This is a genomic window from Pseudomonas sp. CYM-20-01, assembly GCF_023169845.1.
In the GTDB taxonomy this organism is placed as follows: domain Bacteria; phylum Pseudomonadota; class Gammaproteobacteria; order Pseudomonadales; family Pseudomonadaceae; genus Aquipseudomonas; species Aquipseudomonas azotoformans.
Window position 1 is genome coordinate 5982639 of record NZ_AP025169.1, and the last position, 18878, is coordinate 6001516.

Sequence of the window (18878 nt, forward strand, 5' to 3'; positions counted from 1 at the left end):
CGGCAAGCCGTCTTGAACAATCTTTGAAGAGCCTGCGGGGGCCACCGACACTCAGGGCCGCCCGCAGGCCGCTCAGTCAGCGTCGCTTGGCCATCTCATTGATGAAACGGTCGAACAGCGGCGCTACGTCGTTCGGGCCCGGGCTGGCTTCAGGGTGGCCCTGGAAGCTGAACGCGCTCTTGTCGGTGCGCTCGATGCCCTGCAGGGAACCGTCGAACAGCGACTTGTGAATGGCGCGCACGTTGCTCGGCAGGGTGGCTTCATCTACCGCAAAACCGTGGTTCTGGCTGGTGATCATCACAACGCCGGTATCCAGGTCTTGTACCGGGTGGTTGGCGCCGTGGTGGCCGTGCCCCATTTTCAGGGTCTTGGCGCCGGAGGCCAGGGCCAGCAGCTGGTGACCGAGGCAGATACCGAACACCGGAATCTCGGTTTCCAGCACTTCCTTGATCGCCTGGATGGCGTAGTCGCATGGCTCAGGGTCACCCGGGCCGTTGGACAGGAACACGCCGTCCGGTTGCAGGGCGAGCACGTCGCTGGCCGGGGTTTGCGCCGGCACCACGGTCACGCGGCAACCGCGCTCGACCAGCATGCGCAGGATGTTGTACTTCACACCGTAGTCGTAGGCGACCACGTGGTAAGGCAGTTCAGCGGCGTCGATGGTCGCATGGCTGTCGGTCTTCAAGTCCCAGACCGTGGAGCGCCATTCGTACTTCTCTTTGACGCTGACGACTTTCGCCAGGTCCATGCCCTTCAGGCCAGGGAAACCTTGGGCTGCGGCAATCGCCGCCTCTTCGGAAATATTGTCACCGACCATGATGCAGCCGTTCTGCGAGCCTTTCTCACGCAGGATGCGCGTGAGGCGGCGTGTATCGATACCTGCGATCGCCACCACGTTGTTGGCTTTCAGGTAATCGGACAGCGACATCGTGTTACGCCAGTTGCTCGCAACCAGTGGCAGGTCACGAATCACCAGACCCGCCGACCAGACACGATCAGACTCGACGTCTTCCGGTGTAGTACCGGTATTGCCGATGTGCGGATAGGTCAGGGTAACGATCTGTTGGGCGTAGGAAGGATCGGTAAGGATTTCCTGATAGCCGGTCATGGCAGTGTTAAACACTACCTCTCCAACGGTCTGACCGTCGGCTCCAATGGCTTCGCCGCGAAAAATGCTGCCATCAGCAAGGGCGAGTATGGCTGGCTTAGTCAAGAAGACCTCCCGTAAATAAAGCCTGAAAGGGCGATCGCAGGTTGTAAAAAAGCGGAGTGACGTATGGACACGTCACCCCGCTTCTTCACCGAATTATTCTGCGCGCTTTTAGTGGACACACTAAAGCTGTAGCTTACAGAAAAAGGCTTTTTTGGTCCACCGCTAATGAGCCTTAAAGGCAGGGGAATGCGACAGGACGTCGCTTAGCGGGTAAAAACGGGGCCTAAGCATAAGCTTGAGGCCCCGTTTTAGCTACTGATTAGTGCAGATCCAGCACATCGCGCATGTCGTAAAGGCCCGCCTCGCGCCCCTCCAACCAGAGCGCAGCACGCACCGCGCCCTTGGCAAACGTCATGCGACTGGACGCCTTGTGCGTGATTTCCAGGCGCTCGCCCTCAGCGGCGAACAACACGGTGTGGTCACCCACCACATCACCACCACGCACGGTTGCAAAGCCGATGGTGTCGCGCGCGCGCGCACCGGTGTGGCCTTCACGGCCATACACCGCCACTTTCGACAAGTCGCGACCCAACGCATCGGCAATCGCTTCGCCCATGCGCAGAGCAGTACCTGACGGCGCATCGATCTTGTGGCGGTGATGGGTCTCGATGATTTCGATATCCGCTTCATCCCCGAGCACACGGGCGGCCAAATCAAGCAGCTTGAGCGACAGGTTCACGCCCACACTGAAGTTGGCCGCGAAAACGATAGGAATATCCTTGCCCGCCTCCACCAACAACTGCTTCTGCTCAACCGTCAAACCGGTAGTACCGATTACCATCGCCTTGCCCGCCTTGCGGCAGAACGCCAGGTTTTTCAGCATCACGTCCGGCAGAGTGAAGTCGATCAGCACGTCGAACTCGTCAGCTACCTGCTCCAGGTTGCCGGACAACGAAACGCCGATGCGCCCCAGCGAAGCCAACTCACCGGCATCCGCACCGATCAACGTGCTGCCCGGGCGGACGATCGCCGCGGTCAGCCCGGAGGCCGGCGAGCGCTGCTGCACCGCCTCGACCAGTGTCTTGCCCATGCGCCCGGCAGCGCCCATTACGGCTATACGTCGCATACTCAATTCCTTACAGGTCGCCGAAGAAGCGCTTCACGCCTTCGAAAAAGCCAGAACTTTGCGGCGATTGAGAGCTGTTACCGTCCAACGAACTGCGGAACTCTTCAAGCAGCTCACGCTGACGACGATCCAGATTGACCGGAGTCTCTACCGCCACACGGCACATCAGGTCACCAGCACCGCCACCACGCACCGGCGCAACGCCCTTGCCGCGGATACGGAACTGCTTGCCGGTCTGCGTGCCCTCAGGGATCTTGAGCTTGACCCGACCGTCGAGAGTTGGAATTTCAAGCTCGCCACCCAGCGCCGCATCAACAAAGCTTATCGGCACTTCGCAGAACAAGTGCTTACCGTCACGCTGGAAGATCGAGTGCTCGCGCACATTGATCACCACGTACAGGTCGCCCGTAGGACCACCTTGAGTCCCCGCCTCGCCCTCGCCCGACAGGCGAATGCGATCACCGGTATCCACACCCGCCGGCACTTTCACCGAAAGGGTTTTGTACTCTTCGACACGGCCTTCGCCGTGGCACGAGTCGCACGGATCGGAAATGATCTTGCCCTGACCATGGCAACGCGGACAGGTCTGCTGCACCGAGAAGAAGCCCTGCTGCATACGGACCTGACCAATACCGCCGCACGTCGGACAAGTGATCGGCGAAGAACCTTTCTTGGCCCCCGAACCGTCGCACGGCTTGCAGTTGACCAGCGTCGGCACACGGATATTCACGCTGGTGCCGCGCACGGCTTCTTCCAGGTTCAACTCCAGGGTGTAGCGCAAGTCGCTGCCACGCTGGGCGCCGCCACGCTGACCACCCCGGCCACCGCCGAAGAAGTCGCTGAATACGTCGCCGAAGATATCGGAGAAGTTCTGACCACCAAAACCGGCACCGCCGCCACCCATGCTCGGGTCGACGCCGGCATGGCCATACTGGTCGTACGCCGCACGCTTGTTGGGATCAGACAGACATTCGTAGGCCTCATTGGCCTCTTTGAACATTTCTTCGGATTCTTTGCTATCCGGATTACGGTCCGGGTGATGCTTCATCGCCAGGCGACGGTAGGCCTTCTTCAGGTCCGCCTCGCTGGAGCCGCGCTCCACACCCAATACTTCGTAATAGTCACGCTTTGCCATAAGTCTTTGCACTCTTAAGGACGTTCAGCCAGACCCTCCTGAGCCTTGCCAAACTCGTTGAGCCCCAATACAGGCCCGGACCCAACTCACGTCAATTCAACGATCCTGGTCATTACTACTTTTAGCCAGGTACCCGGCCAAAAATGCGGTATTTACTGCTCGGAAAGCAGGAGCATTCCCGATCACACCGCCAGCATCCGAACACTGTCGCATGCTGTAAAAATTCGCATACCCCAGACACGCCAACGCGGGAGCAAGCTCCCGCGCGGCGACATCCTACCAGTCACCGCTTGATAGCGGTCAACCGGGCGACCAACTTACTTCTGGTCTTTGACTTCTTCGAACTCGGCGTCGACAACGTCGTCGTGCTTGGCTTCAGGCTCTGCGTGCTGCGCAGCACCGTCAGCCGGCTGGCCTTGTTCGGCGTACATTTTCTGAGCCACTGGCGCAGAGACTTTCGACAGCTCTTCGATCTTGGCTTCGATAGCCGCCTTGTCGTCGCCTTTTACAGCGGCTTCCAGGGCAACTACAGCGGCTTCGATGGCAGCTTTCTCTTCAGCAGTCACTTTATCGCCAGCATCAGCGACCATCTTGCGTGTCGAGTGAACCAGTGCGTCACCCTGGTTACGGGCGCCAGCCAGTTCAGCAAACTTGGCATCCGCATCAGCGTTGGCTTCAGCATCACGGATCATCTGTTGAATTTCTTCATCAGACAGACCGGAGTTGGCCTTGATGGTGATCTTCTGCTCTTTGCCGGTGGCCTTGTCTTTCGCGCCGACGTGCAGGATGCCGTTGGCATCGATGTCGAAGGTCACCTCGATTTGTGGCACGCCACGTGGTGCTGGTGGAATCTCGGCCAGGTCGAACTTGCCCAGGGACTTGTTCTGAGCCGCTTGCTTACGCTCACCTTGCAGCACGTGAATGGTCACAGCGCCTTGGTTGTCGTCGGCAGTCGAGAACACCTGGGATTTCTTGGTAGGAATCGTGGTGTTTTTCTCGATCAGCGCAGTCATCACGCCGCCCATGGTTTCGATACCCAGAGTCAGCGGGCTGACGTCCAGCAGCAGCACGTCTTTGACGTCGCCGGCCAATACCGCACCCTGGATGGCAGCACCCATGGCAACTGCTTCGTCCGGGTTCACGTCTTTACGTGCTTCTTTACCGAAGAACTCGGTAACTTTCTGTTGAACCAGTGGCATACGGGTCTGACCGCCTACCAGAATCACGTCGTTGATGGAGCCAACGTCGATACCAGCGTCTTTCAAAGCGATGCGGCAAGGTTCGATGGTGCGCTGAACCAGGTCTTCAACCAGTGCTTCCAACTTGGCGCGAGAGATCTTCACGTTCAAGTGCTTAGGACCGGTGGCGTCTGCAGTGATGTACGGCAGGTTTACGTCGGTCGACATGCTCGAGGACAGTTCAATCTTGGCCTTCTCGGCAGCTTCTTTCAGACGCTGCATGGCCAGCGGGTCACCCTTGAGGTTCATGCCGCTTTCTTTCTTGAACTCATCAACGAGGTAGTCGATCAGACGGATGTCAAAGTCTTCACCACCCAGGAAGGTGTCGCCGTTGGTGGCCAACACTTCGAACTGGTGCTCGCCGTCAACTTCAGCGATCTCGATGACCGACACGTCGAAAGTACCGCCACCCAGGTCATAAACGATCACGGTGTGGTCGCCTTTGGCCTTGTCCATACCGTAGGCCAGAGCGGCTGCGGTTGGCTCGTTGATGATACGTTTTACGTCCAGGCCCGCAATGCGGCCGGCGTCTTTGGTCGCCTGGCGCTGGCTGTCGTTGAAGTAGGCCGGAACGGTGATCACCGCTTCGGTCACTGTTTCGCCGAGATAGTCTTCGGCAGTCTTCTTCATCTTTTTCAAGACTTCAGCCGAGATCTGCGGCGCAGACATCTTGTTGCCATTTACTTCAACCCAGGCGTCACCGTTGTCAGCCTTGGCGATTTTGTAAGGCACCATCTTGATGTCTTTCTGTACGACTTCTTCGTCGAACTTACGACCGATCAGACGTTTAACCGCGTAAAGGGTGTTGTGCGGGTTGGTGACAGCCTGACGCTTGGCCGACTGACCAACCAGGATCTCGCCATCATTTGCGTAAGCAATGATCGACGGCGTGGTACGCGCGCCTTCGGCGTTCTCGATAACTTTGGCTTTGCCGTTTTCCATGACGGAGACGCAGGAGTTGGTGGTCCCCAGGTCGATACCGATAATTTTGCCCATGATTTACTCTCCCGAAACTTGAATTTGGTTGCCGCAGCAGTGGTGGCTAACTGCGGTAGCAATTAAACGCTTGACTTATAGATGGGGGCTTTACAGCGTATTTCAAGCCTGCTCATCAATAGAAGGCGAAACCGGTGCAGGCGCCTTGCTCACCACGACCATCGCCGGGCGCAGCAGGCGACCGTTAAGCAGGTAGCCCTTCTGGAACACTTTCAGCACGCTGTTAGGCTCCAGGTCATGGCTTTCCTGCATGGCCATGGCTTGGTGATGTTCAGCGTTGAACGGTTCGCCGCCGGTTGGATCGATGGCTTCCAGCTGATAACGCTTCAGGGTGTCCTGGAACATTTTCAGGGTCAGCTCGATCCCTTCGCGCATCGGGCGGATGTTTTCATCGTCCGGGTTGGACAACTCGAGACCACGCTCCAGGCTGTCGATGATCGGCAGCAAGTCACTGGCAAATTTTTCCAGCGCGAACTTGTGAGCCTTTTCTACATCCTGCTCGGCACGGCGGCGGACGTTCTGCAGATCGGCGGCAACACGCAAAGATTGATCCTGCGCAGCAGCCAATTGCTCTTCGAGCACTTGCACACGCGTTGCCAGCTCATCGCCGACAGCCGAATTGGCGTCTGGAGTTTGCGTATCCTGCGTCTGTTCGTCAGCCATAGTTTTCTCCTTTCAAAATCATGCACGAACTCAACTCGCGCTTCTGTTCCGGTATATGGGGCCACAATTTCCAGGTTCAAGAGCGCAGGCGTTACCAAAAGTCTTTCCCATGATCGGGATCAATTCCTGCCGCCCCATTCCGCATTGCGCTAAAAAACACGCTCATTCAAGCAAATCGAGCTAAGCGCCAGGATTGTCAGCCCTGAACAAAACACTGTATAAATAACCAGACCTAAAGCCTGGGAGCGCCCGTCATGCTCGTGCACCTGTCCGTACATAATTACGCCATCGTTGAACATCTGGATCTCGAACTGGATCGCGGGATGAGCGTAATCACAGGCGAAACCGGCGCCGGCAAGTCGATCATGCTCGATGCCCTGGGCCTCACCCTGGGTGATCGCGCCGACAGCGGCGTGGTGCGCCCCGGCGCAGACAAGGCCGATATCCTGGCCACCTTCGACCTGGCCGATATTCCCGAGGCCGAAACCTGGTTGACCGAACGCGACCTTAATAATGAAGGCCCGTGCATTCTGCGCCGGGTTATCACGGCGGAAGGTCGCTCTCGCGGCTATATCAACGGCACGCCCTGCCCACTGGGCGACTTGAAAGCCCTGGGCGAGTTGCTTATCGATATCCACAGCCAGCATGAGCACCAGTCGCTGCTGAAAACCGACACCCATCGCCGCCTGCTCGATGAATATGCCGGTGCCACAGACCTTGCCCGCCAGGTGCAACTTGCCGCCCAGCGCTGGCGCCAGACGCGGCAGGAACTGGAGCGACTCTCCAACTCCGGCGATGAACAACGCGCTCGTCATCAGTTGCTCAGTTATCAACTCGAAGAACTGGAAAGCCTGGGCCTGGGCGAGACTGAACTGGAGCAGCTTGAGCAGGAACACAAGAACCTCACCAACGCTGAAACCTTGCTGGGCATTTGTCGCCAGGTGGTAGAGCAATGCAGTGAAAGCGACTCAGGCAACGTGCTCAATGCACTGACTGCCAGCCTCAATCGCTTGTCGAGCGTGAACAATGCCTCCGGCTCGCTGAGCGAAGCTACGACACTGCTCACCAGTGCACAGATTCAGGTGGAGGAAGCGGTCGGTGAATTGAATCGCTTTCTGGACCACTTCGATGCCGATCCTGCACGCCTGCAGGAAATAGAAGAGCGCCTGGACACCATCTATACCCTGGCGCGCAAACATCGAATCCAGCCCACCGAAGTGGCAACGATGCAGCAAAAGCTGCTGGATGAAATCGAGACCCTGAATGCGAATGACGAATCCATCGAACGACTGGGCGAAGAACTCGCCTCGTTCGCTCGTCATTACCAGGAGAAAGCGCGCGAACTGAGCGACCTGCGCCAACAAGCCGCGACCGGCCTGGCCAGCGCAGTAGAGCTGGAGATCCAACGCCTGGGCATGCCGGGCGGGCGCTTCACCATTGAACTGCGCGCCAACGCCAGCAACGAGCTGCAACCCCACGGCCTGGAACAGGTGGAACTGCTGGTCAGCGCCAACCCTGGGCAGCCACTCAAGGCGTTGGCAAAAGTGGCATCCGGCGGCGAGCTTTCGCGGATCAGCCTGGCGATCCAGGTGATTACCGCGCAAACCTCCCGGGTGCCGACGCTGGTGTTCGACGAAGTTGACGTGGGCATTGGCGGGCCGACAGCAGAAATTGTTGGCCAACTGTTGCGACGCCTGGGGGATAGAGGTCAGGTACTGACGGTCACTCACTTGCCGCAAGTGGCAGCCCAAGGGCATCAACACTTGTTTGTGCACAAGGTACGCGGCAGTGATGCAACGCACACAGCCGTATCCAAGTTGAACAAGTCGGAACGCGTGGAAGAAGTGGCGCGCATGCTCGGCGGTATTGATTTGACCAAGGAGTCGTTGGCGCACGCGAAGAAAATGGTCGTGGCGGCAAAGGCCTGAGCGAAAAATTTCCTTCTTATAGAAAGCACGAAGGCGACCCTGAGGTCGCCTTCGATCGTTTTGCAGCGTAAATCTGCAGCGCTTGTTACTTTTTCTTACGGATGTAAAGGACCAGATTATGGTCAACCAGATCGAAGCCATGCTCTTCAGCAATCTTATGCTGCAGCGCTTCAATTTCGGGGCTGGTGAACTCGATAACCTCATTGGTATCCAGGTCAACCATGTGGTCGTGATGACCACCGTCAGCCAATTCGAACACTGCATGACCGCCGTCGAAATTATGACGAACCACCAGCCCTGCGGCTTCAAACTGGGTCAGCACACGGTAAACCGTGGCCAGGCCAACGTCCTCGTTAGACTCCATCAGTGCCTTGTAGACATCCTCGGCACTCATGTGGCGCTGCTCAGCAGAATCGAGCATTTGTAGAATCTTGACTCGTGGCAGAGTCACTTTGAGACCGGCTTTGCGTAGTTCGCTATTTTCAACCATGGTTAGCTTTCTCGCGGATGCTGCTTCGCAGCTTCTCTTAATACGGGTATGATCGGCGTTTACGTTGTCCCAGCCAAGATAGTGGAAGTCGCCCACCGATGCAAAACACCAAGCTCTTGCTAACCAGTTTCACCTTTGTGGGACTGCTCGCACTCGCCGGTTGTTCATTCCCCGGGGTTTACAAAATCGACATCCAGCAGGGCAATGTCGTCACGCAGGACATGATAGACCAGTTACGGCCCGGAATGACCCGACGGCAAGTACGGTTTATCATGGGCAACCCCCTGCTGACCGACACTTTCCATGCCGATCGCTGGGATTATCTCTACAGCCTGCAGCCAGGTGGCGGTGAACGCCAGCAGGAGCGCGTCAGTGTCATCTTCAATGGCAATGACCAGCTTGTCAGCCTGTCCGGCGACTTCATGCCCGGCGTAAGCCGTGATGAAGCCCTGCTTGGCAAGGATAACGGCAACAACGTGACTGCGCCTGCGCAGGAAGCTGAGAAGCCCAAGTCCGAAGTACCAGCCAAGCCCGGCTCCTTGCTCGACAAGATCCAGAAAGACGTCGACGGCGTGGAAACAGTGCCCGTCCCGACGCCTCAGCCTCTGGACACCAGCCCGCAGTAAGTTTGCGGCGCTCAACAAAAAGCCCGGCATGCCGGGCTTTTTGCTGTTTGCCATTTGACTGGCCTATGAACTCTGCTGCCTGGCCAAGGCCGCCTTGGCCGCGCGAAGCCGGCGCACTTCTTTCGGGTCCGCCAGCAACGGCCGGTAAATCTCAATACGGTCACCGTCCTGCACTGGGCGCACATCAGCATCCGTAACCACCCTGCCGAATATCCCCAAAGGACAATCCGCCAAATCCAGCTCGGGAAATTGCACTGCAATACCCGACGCCTGCACCGCAGCACGCAGCTGGGTGCCCGCCGGCGCCGTCACCGCCAGCAACACCTGGCGATCCTCGGCGGCATACACCACTTCGAACTCAACCATGCAGCTGCTTGGCCCGCTGACAAAATGCATCCACCAGGGTATTGGCCGCCTGGTTGAATAACGGGCCCAGCGTCGCCCGCACAATAGGCCCGGCGTAATCAAAAGAAAGATCCAGGCTGATTTTGCAGGCCTTATCCGTCAGCGCCTTGAACACCCATACGCCATGCAGCTGGGTAAACGGCCCTTCCTGCAAATTCATTTCGATGGACTTACCGGGCACCAGTACATTACGCGTAACAAAATGCTGACTAAGGCCGCCCTTCGCGACCCCGACACTGGCGACCATGTGCTCATCACTGCTTTCCAGCACCTCGGCCGTTGAGCACCACGGCAGGAATTCCGGGTAACGCGCCACGTCGTTGACCAGGTCATAGAGCGCCTGTGCCGGATAGGGCAACAGCGCCGAACGTTGAATATGCGTCGTCATGTGTGCGTTATTTCCACAGCTGAGGCAAACATCGCGAAAAAACAGCCCGATCCGCGAAAGAAAAAATCCAGAGAACTGCCCGCATTGTCCGGGATTCGTCCAACACGCTCAAGCACGCAGGTTGACCGTAGCCGACACGCTCGCAACTCCCTATAATGCCGCCCCTATGGCTAAACAAAAGAAACACCCCACAGGGACCATCGCGCAAAACAAAAAGGCGCGACACGATTACTTCATCGAACATCGGTTCGAGGCTGGTCTGGTCCTGGCCGGCTGGGAAGTAAAGAGTCTGCGTGCCAGCAAGCTGCAACTGGTCGACAGTTATGTGCTGCTCAAGGATGGCGAGGCGTGGCTGCTCGGCAGTCATATCACCCCGCTGACCACCGCGAGCACCCACGTGATCGCCGACCCGGTGCGTACGCGCAAGTTGCTGCTCAATGCCCGCGAACTGGAAAAGCTCGCAGCCGCTGTACAGCAGAAGGGTTATGCCTGCGTCTGTCTGTCCTGGTATTGGAGCAAGCACCTGGTCAAGTGCGAAATCGCACTGGGCAAGGGCAAGAAGGAATACGACAAGCGTGATTCCGAGCGCGAACGTGATTCCAACCGCGAACTGCATCGCGCCGTGCGCAACAAGGGCAAGGAAGAATAATCCTTGCTGCGATGCAGCCGTGGGCGCCCACCCTCGGCTACATCCCCTTGCGCCGCTCCGCACGCGCCACGCGCTGAACTTCCTGACGCACTTCCTCCAGCACTTCCTGCACATACAGCAGGTGACGTGTTGAAACCTCGCGCGCCTGCTCGGCGCGACCTTCGATAATCGCCAGGTACAAATCCCGATGCTGACTGATCAGCATGTCGCGGGTTTCCGTACGCTGTTGGTACATCCCACCAATGTTGGTCACCACGTTACGTTTGAGCAGGTCGAACAGACCGCGAATGGTGTGCAGCAACACGGCATTATGGCTGGCTTCGGCGATCGCCAAGTGAAACCGCGCATCGGCCGCGCCCTCCTCGGCCCGACTTACCTCATCGGACCGGGTATAGCAATCCTGTAGTGCTTCGAAGGCCGCCGTAAGTCGCTCGCGATCAACCTCCGTGGCGCGCAGCGCGGCGTAATAGGCGCAAGAGGCTTCAAGGGTCTGGCGAAACTCCAGCAGATCACGCTGGGCCTCGGGATTGTTCTCCAGCAGATGCAGCAGCGGATCACTGAACGTGGAGCCCAGGGACTCAGCCACATAATTGCCCCCGCCTTGGCGACTGACCAGCAAACCTTTGGCCGCCAACTTCTGGATCGCCTCGCGCAAGGAAGGCCGCGACACCCCGAACTGCTCAGCCAAAGCGCGCTCGGCCGGCAAACGCTCGCCCGACTTCAGCGTGCCCTCAAGGATCATGCCCTCAAGCTGCTCGACAATATCGTCAGACAAACGGCGCTGACGCACCTGATCAAACCCCATCACTCACTCTCCACCATCCCGACCACTCGCCAGGGCCTCTATTCTGGCCTATCGCGGCGCTTGCGGCACCTATCAGAACGCCTTCCTTTCAACCGATCAGAACACCCTGCACAGCGACCTACGACCAAAGTTTCGCAGGCGGCAAATTGACACGCCCCCAGCAAGGCTTTTACTCTAGCCAACAGCGACTGCAAATTGGTATTACCAATTATCCAAGCTGATCAAACAACAACAATCAGGGGCCACCCCATATGCAAACCTGGCAACAGCTCTACAGCCCGCTCGGCAGCCTCGGCCTGTCCGCATTGGCGGCCGTCATTCCGATCGTATTCTTCTTTCTGGCCCTGGCCGTATTTCGCCTCAAAGGCCACGTAGCCGGCAGCATCACCCTGGCGCTGTCGATCCTGGTGGCGATCTTCGCCTTCCAGATGCCGGTGGACATGGCGCTGGCCGCTGCCGGTTACGGCTTTGCCTACGGCCTATGGCCTATCGCGTGGATCATCGTCGCCGCGGTGTTCCTCTACAAACTCACGGTCAAAAGCGGCCAGTTCGAGATCATCCGCAGTTCGGTCCTGTCGATTACCGACGACCAACGCCTGCAAGTGCTGCTGATCGGCTTCTGCTTCGGTGCCTTCCTGGAAGGTGCGGCCGGTTTCGGCGCCCCCGTGGCGATCACCGCCGCATTGTTGGTCGGCCTGGGCTTCAACCCGCTGTACGCCGCCGGCCTGTGCCTGATCGCCAACACCGCGCCTGTCGCATTCGGCGCCCTGGGAATCCCGATCATCGTTGCCGGGCAAGTCACTGGCATCGACGCGTTCAAGATCGGCGCCATGACTGGCCGCCAATTGCCTCTGCTGTCGCTGTTCGTGCCGTTCTGGCTGGTGTTCATGATGGACGGCCTGCGCGGCGTACGTGAAACCTGGCCGGCCGCGCTGGTCGCGGGCTTGAGCTTTGCCATCACCCAGTACTTCACCTCCAACTTCATCGGCCCGGAACTGCCGGACATCACCTCGGCCCTGGCCAGCCTGATTTCCCTGACCCTGTTTCTGAAAGTCTGGCAGCCCAAGCGCACTGCGGGCGCACAGATTGCCGGCGCCACTTCCAGCGCTGCGGTCACTGCGAGCGCAGGCGGTTTCGGCCTGCCGCGCAACACGATTGTCTCGCCCTACAGCCTGGTGCAGATTTTCAAGGCCTGGTCGCCGTTCCTGATTCTCACCGTACTGGTCACCATTTGGACCCTCAAGCCGTTCAAAGCAATGTTCGCCGCCGGTGGCTCGATGTACAGCTGGGTGTTCAACTTCGCGATCCCGCACCTGGATCAACTGGTGATCAAGGTTGCCCCGATCGTGACCAACCCCACCGCTATCCCGGCCGTGTTCAAGCTTGACCCGATTTCCGCGACCGGTACCGCGATTTTCTTCTCCGCGCTGATCTCGATGCTGGTACTTAAAATCGACATCAAGACTGGTCTTACCACTTTAAAAGAGACCTTCTACGAACTGCGCTGGCCGATCCTTTCCATCGGCATGGTGCTGGCCTTCGCCTTCGTCACCAACTACTCCGGCATGTCTTCGACCATGGCGCTGGTATTGGCTGGCACCGGTGCAGCCTTCCCGTTCTTCTCACCTTTCCTCGGCTGGCTGGGGGTTTTCCTGACAGGTTCCGACACATCGTCCAACGCCCTGTTCAGCTCGCTGCAAGCCACCACTGCGCATCAGATCGGTGTGAACGACACCCTGCTGGTTGCCGCGAATACCAGCGGCGGCGTCACCGGCAAAATGATCTCGCCTCAATCTATCGCCGTGGCCTGCGCCGCCACCGGCCTGGTGGGCAAGGAATCCGACCTGTTCCGCTTCACCCTCAAGCACAGCCTGTTCTTCGCCACCATCGTCGGGCTGATCACCCTGGCCCAGGCCTACTGGTTCACCGGTATGCTGGTGCACTGAGACCTGCACGCTATAGGGTAAGAATCGACGCCGGACAACGGTTCCGGCGTCAGCTATTTCTGGAGGACCGATGAGCCTGCCTGCTGCTTTCCTGCGCGACGTCACACAACTGATCCCGAAAGATCGACGCTTCGACGACCCGCTTTCCACCCTCGCCTTCGGCACCGACGCCAGTTTTTACCGACTGATCCCACAGCTGGTAATCCGTGTGGAGTCGGAAGACGAAGTCGTCGCGCTGCTGCAACTGGCTCAGCGCGACCATGTTCCAGTGACCTTCCGCGCCGCCGGCACCAGCCTGTCCGGGCAAGCCATCAGCAACTCGGTGCTGATCGTGCTGGGGGACAATTGGAACGGCCGCGAGATCCGTGGGCAGGGGGCACAAATCCGCCTGCAGCCCGGCGTCATCGGCGCCCAGGCCAACGCGTGGCTGGCGCCGTTCGGGCGCAAGATCGGGCCAGACCCGGCATCGATCAACGCCTGCAAGATCGGCGGTATCGTCGCCAACAACGCCAGCGGCATGTGCTGCGGCACGGCGCAGAACACCTACCACACCCTGGCCGGGATACGCCTGGTATTGGCGGACGGCAGCCGCCTGGATACCGAAGACGCGGCCAGCGTGGCAGCGTTTCGCGAACAGCACAGCGCGCTCCTGGAACGCTTGGCGACACTCGGTCGCGAGACCCGGGCAAACGCTGAACTGGCGGCAAAGATCCGCCACAAATATCGTCTGAAAAATACCACTGGGCTGTCACTCAATGCCTTGGTGGATTTCGATGAGCCGCTGGATATCCTCAGCCATCTGCTGGTGGGCTCCGAGGGCACCCTTGGGTTTATCAGCGCGGTCACCTACGACACTGTGATCGATCACCCCAACAAAGCGTCGGCGTTGATTGTGTTCCCCGACGTCGAAACCTGCTGCAATGCAGTAACTGTCCTCAAGACCCAACCCGTTTCGGCCGTCGAGCTACTGGACCGTCGCAGCATGCGCTCGGTACAGAACAAGCCGGGCATGCCCGCTTTCGTACAGCACCTATCGGAAAATGCCTGCGCCCTTTTGATCGAGTCGCGTGCAGCTTCCTCGTCGTTACTGCACGAGCAACTGGCGCTGATCATGGCCTCCCTGGCCCCGTTTCCGGTGGAGAAGCAAGTCGGCTTCACCGAAGACCCTGTGGAAAACGCCCGCCTATGGGCGATCCGCAAGGACACCTTCCCTGCCGTCGGCGCCGTGCGCAAAACCGGCACCACGGTGATCATCGAGGACGTGACCTTCCCGGTTGAACAACTGGCAATCGGCGTGAATCGCTTGATCGAGTTGTTCGACAAACATCACTACGACGAAGCGATACTTTTCGGACACGCACTGGAAGGCAATCTGCACTTCGTGTTCACCCAAGGCTTCAACAGCGCGGAAGAAGTCGCACGCTACCAAGCGTTCATGGACGACGTAGCGCAACTGGTAGCCGTAGAGTTCGGTGGTTCGTTGAAAGCAGAACATGGCACCGGCCGCAATATGGCGCCGTTTGTCGAGCTGGAATGGGGCAGCGACGCCTATCAACTGATGTGGCAACTCAAGCGCCTGCTCGACCCCAACGGCATTCTCAACCCGGACGTGGTGCTCAGCGAAGACCCGCAAATCCACCTCAAGCACCTCAAGCCACTGCCCGCCGCCGACGAGCTTGTGGATAAGTGCATCGAATGCGGCTTCTGCGAACCGGTATGCCCGTCGAAAGGCCTGACCTTGAGCCCGCGCCAACGCATCGTTATCTGGCGCGATATCCAGGCGAAGAAACGCGCCGGTGTCGACACCACTGAGTTGGAAGCCGCGTATCAGTACCACGGCATCGACACCTGCGCCGCCACCGGGCTTTGCGCCCAGCGCTGCCCTGTAGGAATCAATACCGGCGACCTGGTGAAAAAACTGCGCAGCCGCGATGCTGACCGTACGAAAACCGCCGAATGGCTCGCCACGCATTTCGCCACCGCGCTGCAAGGCGCGCGTTTTACACTGCATGTGGCCAATGGAGCACGCATGCTGCTCGGCGCGCCGCGCCTGGCAAAGCTATCGGCCAGCGTGACCAAGCTGTCCAAGGGACAGATTCCGCAGTGGACCAACGCCATGCCACAGCCGGAAAAAGCCATTCGCTTCAGCCCGGCAGTGACGGACGAGCGGCCACGGGTGGTCTACCTGGCGGCCTGTGTCTCACGCGCCATGGGCCCGGCGGCGGGCGATAAAGAGCAGATGTCGCTGTACGACAAAACCCGCAATCTGTTGGAAAAAGCCGGCTACCAAGTCGTATTTCCCGACAACCAGGACGACCTCTGCTGCGGCCAGCCGTTCGCCTCCAAAGGCTACGCCGAACAGGCCGAACACAAGCGCCAGGAACTGATCGGCGCGCTGCTCCACGCCAGTCGCGGCGGGCTCGACCCGATCTACTGCGACACCAGCCCCTGCACCCTGCGCCTGGTGCAGGACCTGGGCGAAACGCGCCTGGATCTTTACGACCCTGTGCGATTTATCCGCACCCACCTGATGGATCGCCTCGACTTCACCCCCCAGGACGCGCCGATTGCGGTGCACGTCACCTGCAGCACCCAGCACCTGGGCGAGAGCCAGGCCCTGATCGACCTCGCTCGCCGCTGCTCCAACACCGTGGTGATCCCGGAAGGCATTCATTGCTGCGGGTTTGCCGGCGACAAAGGCTTCACCACGCCGGAACTCAACGCCCACTCACTGCGCAGCCTCAAGGATGCGGTGCAATATTGCAGCGAAGGCATCTCCACCAGCCGTACCTGCGAGATCGGCCTGAGCCAGCATGGCGGCATCGATTATCACGGGTTGGTCTACCTGGTGGACCGCGTCACCCAGGCCCGCGCTCACTGATCCTGCAAAAAAAACAGAACCCCTGCGCGCCGGCGTAGTCATCTGCATAGGCCTCGACACACGAGGCTCATCAGTGATGTCGCTGGCAGCGGTTGAACGCCAGCAGCGTCGAGCCCTTTTGCGCAAGGAGATACCCGATGAAGCGTTCCGCTCTTGCTGGCTTGTTCATTACCGCTGCGATGCTGGCTTCCCCTGTATTCGCGGCGGGCGAGCCGGATCTGTGCAAAATCAATCTGGACAAAATCAACAACGGTAAGGCCCTGCTCGCCACCGATACCAGTGGTAAAAGCGGCGAGATAGACACCGCCGTGTCCCAGGCCAAAGCGGCCCACGCCGCGGGTGATGACAAAAAGTGCATCGAGATCACCTCGAAGGCGCTGCAAGACCTGCAGAACAGCGAAAAAGGCGGCCAATAGGCAGCGCCATAGCGGAAGACCAACCTTCGGGTTGGCCTTCCGCGAGTGTTTGGCGTACACTGCATAGGCTTGTCACTCACTAAGAAACAACGAGTTACAAGCACGGGGCCGTTTAGGATTCGACGCCGGTCGCGAAACTTTAGGTGCATGCCGAGTTGGTAACAGAACTCGTAAATCCACTGTTGCAACTTCTTATAGTTGCCAATGACGAAAACTACGGCCAGGAATTCGCTCTCGCTGCGTAAGCAGCCTTAGCCCTGAGCTTCTGGTACCTTCGGGTCCAGCAATCACCAGGGGATGTCTGTAAACCCAAAGTGATTGTCATATAGAACAGAATCGCCGTGCAGTACGTTGTGGACGAAGCGGCTAAAACTTACACAACTCGCCCAAAGCACCCTGCCCTTCGGGTCGCTGAGGGTTAACTTAATAGAAACGGCTACGCATGTAGTACCGACAGCGGAGTACTGGCGGACGGGGGTTCAAATCCCCCCGGCTCCACCACCTCATCATCTAAAGACGTCCACGGACGTCTTTTTTTGTGCCTGGGATCCAGTGAAATCAAGGGCTTCAGGGCCATTAGCTTCCGCAGAGGCGTTTAGAGTTCCAGACGTTTTGGTATCCCATTTGGTATCCCGGACCCACCGGTGTTATTTTTGGGATACCAAAACGGTGTCGGAGGTAGCTCTCATGCCTACTAATGCAACCCGCCTCTCAGACCGCCAACTCAAGGCAGTCAAGGCAACAGGAAAAGACTTCGTTCTCACTGACGGCGACGGCCTTCAACTCAGAGTCAGAGCCAGTGGCTCGATGATATGGAATTTCAACTACCGCGAGCCGGTAACCAAAAACCGCCTCAATATGGCGCTGGGCCCTTACCCGGCTCTCTCGTTGGCGAACGCCAGAAAGAAAGCTCAAGAAGCACGTGAACTACTGGCGCTAGGCATTGACCCCAAGGCTCACCGCGATGAGCTCAGGCAAGCCAAGCTGGCGAAGACCGAACACACACTCGAGAAGGTGGCCAACGCCTGGTTCGAACTGAAAAAGCACTCAGTCACAACGGCCTACGCCGAAGACATCTGGCGCTCGCTCACCCTGCATGTGTTCCCCAGCTTGAAAGCCACGCCGCTCGCAGACATTACCGCCCCCATGATCATCAAGCTCCTACGCCCGATCGAGGCCAAAGGCAGCCTGGAGACGGTCAAGCGACTTTCCCAACGTCTCAACGAAATCATGGCCTACGGCGTCAACTGCGGGCTGATCTTCGCGAACCCGCTCAGCGGCATTCGGGCAGCCTTCAAGAAACCGCAAAAACAAAACATGGCGGCACTTCCCCCCGAAGAACTACCCGACCTGATGCTGGCGATTGCCAACGCCAGCATCAAACGCATCACCCGCTGCCTGATCGAATGGCAACTGCACACCATGACCCGCCCTGCCGAGGCTGCCGGAACGGCCTGGGCAGAAATTGATTTCGAGAAACGCATCTGGACCATCCCAAAGGAGCGCATGAAAAAACGCCGAGCGCACCCCATCCCCCTAAGCGACCAGACGCTCGCGCTGCTAGAGACACTCAAGCCCTACAGCGGCCACCGGGAACATGTATTTCCGGCCGACCGAAATCCGCGTACACACGCAAACAGCCAGACCGCGAACATGGCATTAAAGCGTATGGGCTTCCAGGATCGGTTGGTCAGCCACGGCCTGCGATCAATGGCCAGCACCATCCTCAACGAACATGGATGGGACCCGGAGTTGATCGAAGTCGCCCTCGCCCACGTCGACAAAGACGAAGTCAGAAGCGCGTACAACCGAGCGGACTACATCGAGCGCCGGCGTCCGATGATGGTTTGGTGGAGCGAGTACATCCAAAAAGCCGCAACCGGCAATTTGTCGGTGACGGCCATTCATGAAAACAAAAACGGGAACGTCATCCCGTTTCGTTAATCAGCTCCTACTGGCGACAGCGGCGACAGCGGCGACACTGGCGACAACCCACTTATTTAGCGGTCCTGCGCAAGGCGACAAAGCGGCGA

16 protein-coding genes and 1 other RNA gene are annotated in these 18878 nt (G+C 58.7%); 8 read left to right on the top strand and 9 right to left on the bottom strand.

Translation table 11 applies throughout. The annotated features are described in order from the left end of the window. Positions 1-76: 76 nt before the first annotated feature. The 5 genes from carA to grpE all read right to left on the bottom strand — a co-directional run bounded on the left by carA (position 77) and on the right by grpE (position 6311). Positions 77-1213, bottom strand: a complete 1137-nt coding sequence (gene carA / locus M2497_RS27250) for a glutamine-hydrolyzing carbamoyl-phosphate synthase small subunit (protein ID WP_071493565.1) — start codon at positions 1211-1213, stop codon at positions 77-79. A gap of 259 nt (positions 1214-1472) precedes the next feature. After that, on the bottom strand, positions 1473-2279 hold the full coding sequence (gene dapB / locus M2497_RS27255) for a 4-hydroxy-tetrahydrodipicolinate reductase (protein ID WP_248484610.1): 807 nt from the start codon (positions 2277-2279) through the stop codon (positions 1473-1475). A 10-nt stretch (positions 2280-2289) separates the two neighbouring features. After that, positions 2290-3414, bottom strand: coding sequence for a molecular chaperone DnaJ (gene dnaJ, locus M2497_RS27260; protein WP_248484612.1), 1125 nt, complete (start codon positions 3412-3414; stop codon positions 2290-2292). A gap of 317 nt (positions 3415-3731) precedes the next feature. Continuing rightward, on the bottom strand, positions 3732-5648 hold the full coding sequence (gene dnaK, locus M2497_RS27265; RefSeq protein WP_248484614.1) for a molecular chaperone DnaK: 1917 nt from the start codon (positions 5646-5648) through the stop codon (positions 3732-3734). Between the two features lie 102 nt (positions 5649-5750). Then, on the bottom strand, positions 5751-6311 hold the full coding sequence (gene grpE, locus M2497_RS27270) for a nucleotide exchange factor GrpE (protein WP_248484616.1): 561 nt from the start codon (positions 6309-6311) through the stop codon (positions 5751-5753). 254 nt (positions 6312-6565) lie between these two features. Here grpE and recN point away from each other — a divergent pair, with 254 nt between their 5' ends. Beyond that, on the top strand, positions 6566-8239 hold the full coding sequence (gene recN / locus M2497_RS27275) for a DNA repair protein RecN (RefSeq protein ID WP_058427660.1): 1674 nt from the start codon (positions 6566-6568) through the stop codon (positions 8237-8239). A gap of 85 nt (positions 8240-8324) precedes the next feature. Here the strand turns inward: recN and fur are convergent, their stop codons facing one another. Continuing rightward, complete coding sequence (gene fur / locus M2497_RS27280) at positions 8325-8729, bottom strand: ferric iron uptake transcriptional regulator (protein WP_003194220.1); 405 nt, start codon at positions 8727-8729, stop codon at positions 8325-8327. Positions 8730-8827: 98 nt separating this feature from the next. Between fur and M2497_RS27285 the strand changes: the two genes are divergently transcribed. Then, positions 8828-9355 (top strand): outer membrane protein assembly factor BamE, encoded by a 528-nt coding sequence (locus M2497_RS27285; protein ID WP_071493569.1) that lies wholly within the window; start codon positions 8828-8830, stop codon positions 9353-9355. Between the two features lie 63 nt (positions 9356-9418). On the opposite strand, the gene M2497_RS27290 is transcribed toward M2497_RS27285, so the two are convergent. Beyond that, a complete protein-coding gene (locus M2497_RS27290; protein WP_248484618.1) occupies positions 9419-9721 on the bottom strand; it encodes an RnfH family protein in 303 nt (100 codons plus the stop codon). Next, positions 9714-10148, bottom strand: a complete 435-nt coding sequence (locus M2497_RS27295; protein ID WP_005791512.1) for a type II toxin-antitoxin system RatA family toxin — start codon at positions 10146-10148, stop codon at positions 9714-9716. Before M2497_RS27295 ends, M2497_RS27290 begins: the two co-directional genes overlap by 8 nt. Before the next feature lie 166 nt (positions 10149-10314). Between M2497_RS27295 and smpB the strand changes: the two genes are divergently transcribed. After that, complete coding sequence (gene smpB / locus M2497_RS27300; RefSeq protein ID WP_058427663.1) at positions 10315-10797, top strand: SsrA-binding protein SmpB; 483 nt, start codon at positions 10315-10317, stop codon at positions 10795-10797. Between the two features lie 37 nt (positions 10798-10834). On the opposite strand, the gene M2497_RS27305 is transcribed toward smpB, so the two are convergent. Then, on the bottom strand, positions 10835-11602 hold the full coding sequence (locus tag M2497_RS27305) for a GntR family transcriptional regulator (protein ID WP_034107087.1): 768 nt from the start codon (positions 11600-11602) through the stop codon (positions 10835-10837). 251 nt (positions 11603-11853) lie between these two features. Between M2497_RS27305 and M2497_RS27310 the strand changes: the two genes are divergently transcribed. The 5 genes from M2497_RS27310 (at position 11854) to M2497_RS27330 (ending at position 18789) form a co-directional block, all read left to right on the top strand. Next, the gene (locus tag M2497_RS27310) at positions 11854-13548 is read left to right on the top strand and encodes a lactate permease LctP family transporter (RefSeq protein ID WP_058427665.1); all 1695 of its coding nucleotides are present in this window, start codon (positions 11854-11856) and stop codon (positions 13546-13548) included. A 70-nt stretch (positions 13549-13618) separates the two neighbouring features. Further along, positions 13619-16429: an FAD-binding and (Fe-S)-binding domain-containing protein gene (locus M2497_RS27315; RefSeq protein ID WP_248484620.1), complete on the top strand. Its 2811-nt coding sequence runs from the start codon at positions 13619-13621 to the stop codon at positions 16427-16429. A gap of 137 nt (positions 16430-16566) precedes the next feature. Then, positions 16567-16845 carry a hypothetical protein gene (locus M2497_RS27320; protein ID WP_010206635.1) on the top strand — a complete coding sequence of 93 codons (279 nt, stop codon included), beginning with the start codon at positions 16567-16569 and terminating at the stop codon, positions 16843-16845. 104 nt (positions 16846-16949) lie between these two features. Then, positions 16950-17346, top strand: a transfer-messenger RNA (tmRNA) gene (gene ssrA, locus M2497_RS27325). Between the two features lie 186 nt (positions 17347-17532). Beyond that, on the top strand, positions 17533-18789 hold the full coding sequence (locus M2497_RS27330) for an integrase domain-containing protein (protein ID WP_248484622.1): 1257 nt from the start codon (positions 17533-17535) through the stop codon (positions 18787-18789). The last annotated feature ends 89 nt before the right edge of the window (positions 18790-18878 follow it).

Coding starts and splice junctions, on each gene's coding strand:
- dapB (WP_248484610.1), bottom strand. CDS start 2,279: ATGCGACGTATAGCCGTAATGGGCGCTGCCGGGCGCATGGGCAAGACA.
- dnaJ (WP_248484612.1), bottom strand. CDS start 3,414: ATGGCAAAGCGTGACTATTACGAAGTATTGGGTGTGGAGCGCGGCTCC.
- dnaK (WP_248484614.1), bottom strand. CDS start 5,648: ATGGGCAAAATTATCGGTATCGACCTGGGGACCACCAACTCCTGCGTC.
- grpE (WP_248484616.1), bottom strand. CDS start 6,311: ATGGCTGACGAACAGACGCAGGATACGCAAACTCCAGACGCCAATTCG.
- recN (WP_058427660.1), top strand. CDS start 6,566: ATGCTCGTGCACCTGTCCGTACATAATTACGCCATCGTTGAACATCTG.
- fur (WP_003194220.1), bottom strand. CDS start 8,729: ATGGTTGAAAATAGCGAACTACGCAAAGCCGGTCTCAAAGTGACTCTG.
- M2497_RS27285 (WP_071493569.1), top strand. CDS start 8,828: ATGCAAAACACCAAGCTCTTGCTAACCAGTTTCACCTTTGTGGGACTG.
- M2497_RS27290 (WP_248484618.1), bottom strand. CDS start 9,721: ATGGTTGAGTTCGAAGTGGTGTATGCCGCCGAGGATCGCCAGGTGTTG.
- M2497_RS27295 (WP_005791512.1), bottom strand. CDS start 10,148: ATGACGACGCATATTCAACGTTCGGCGCTGTTGCCCTATCCGGCACAG.
- smpB (WP_058427663.1), top strand. CDS start 10,315: ATGGCTAAACAAAAGAAACACCCCACAGGGACCATCGCGCAAAACAAA.
- M2497_RS27305 (WP_034107087.1), bottom strand. CDS start 11,602: ATGGGGTTTGATCAGGTGCGTCAGCGCCGTTTGTCTGACGATATTGTC.
- M2497_RS27310 (WP_058427665.1), top strand. CDS start 11,854: ATGCAAACCTGGCAACAGCTCTACAGCCCGCTCGGCAGCCTCGGCCTG.
- M2497_RS27315 (WP_248484620.1), top strand. CDS start 13,619: ATGAGCCTGCCTGCTGCTTTCCTGCGCGACGTCACACAACTGATCCCG.
- M2497_RS27320 (WP_010206635.1), top strand. CDS start 16,567: ATGAAGCGTTCCGCTCTTGCTGGCTTGTTCATTACCGCTGCGATGCTG.
- M2497_RS27330 (WP_248484622.1), top strand. CDS start 17,533: ATGCCTACTAATGCAACCCGCCTCTCAGACCGCCAACTCAAGGCAGTC.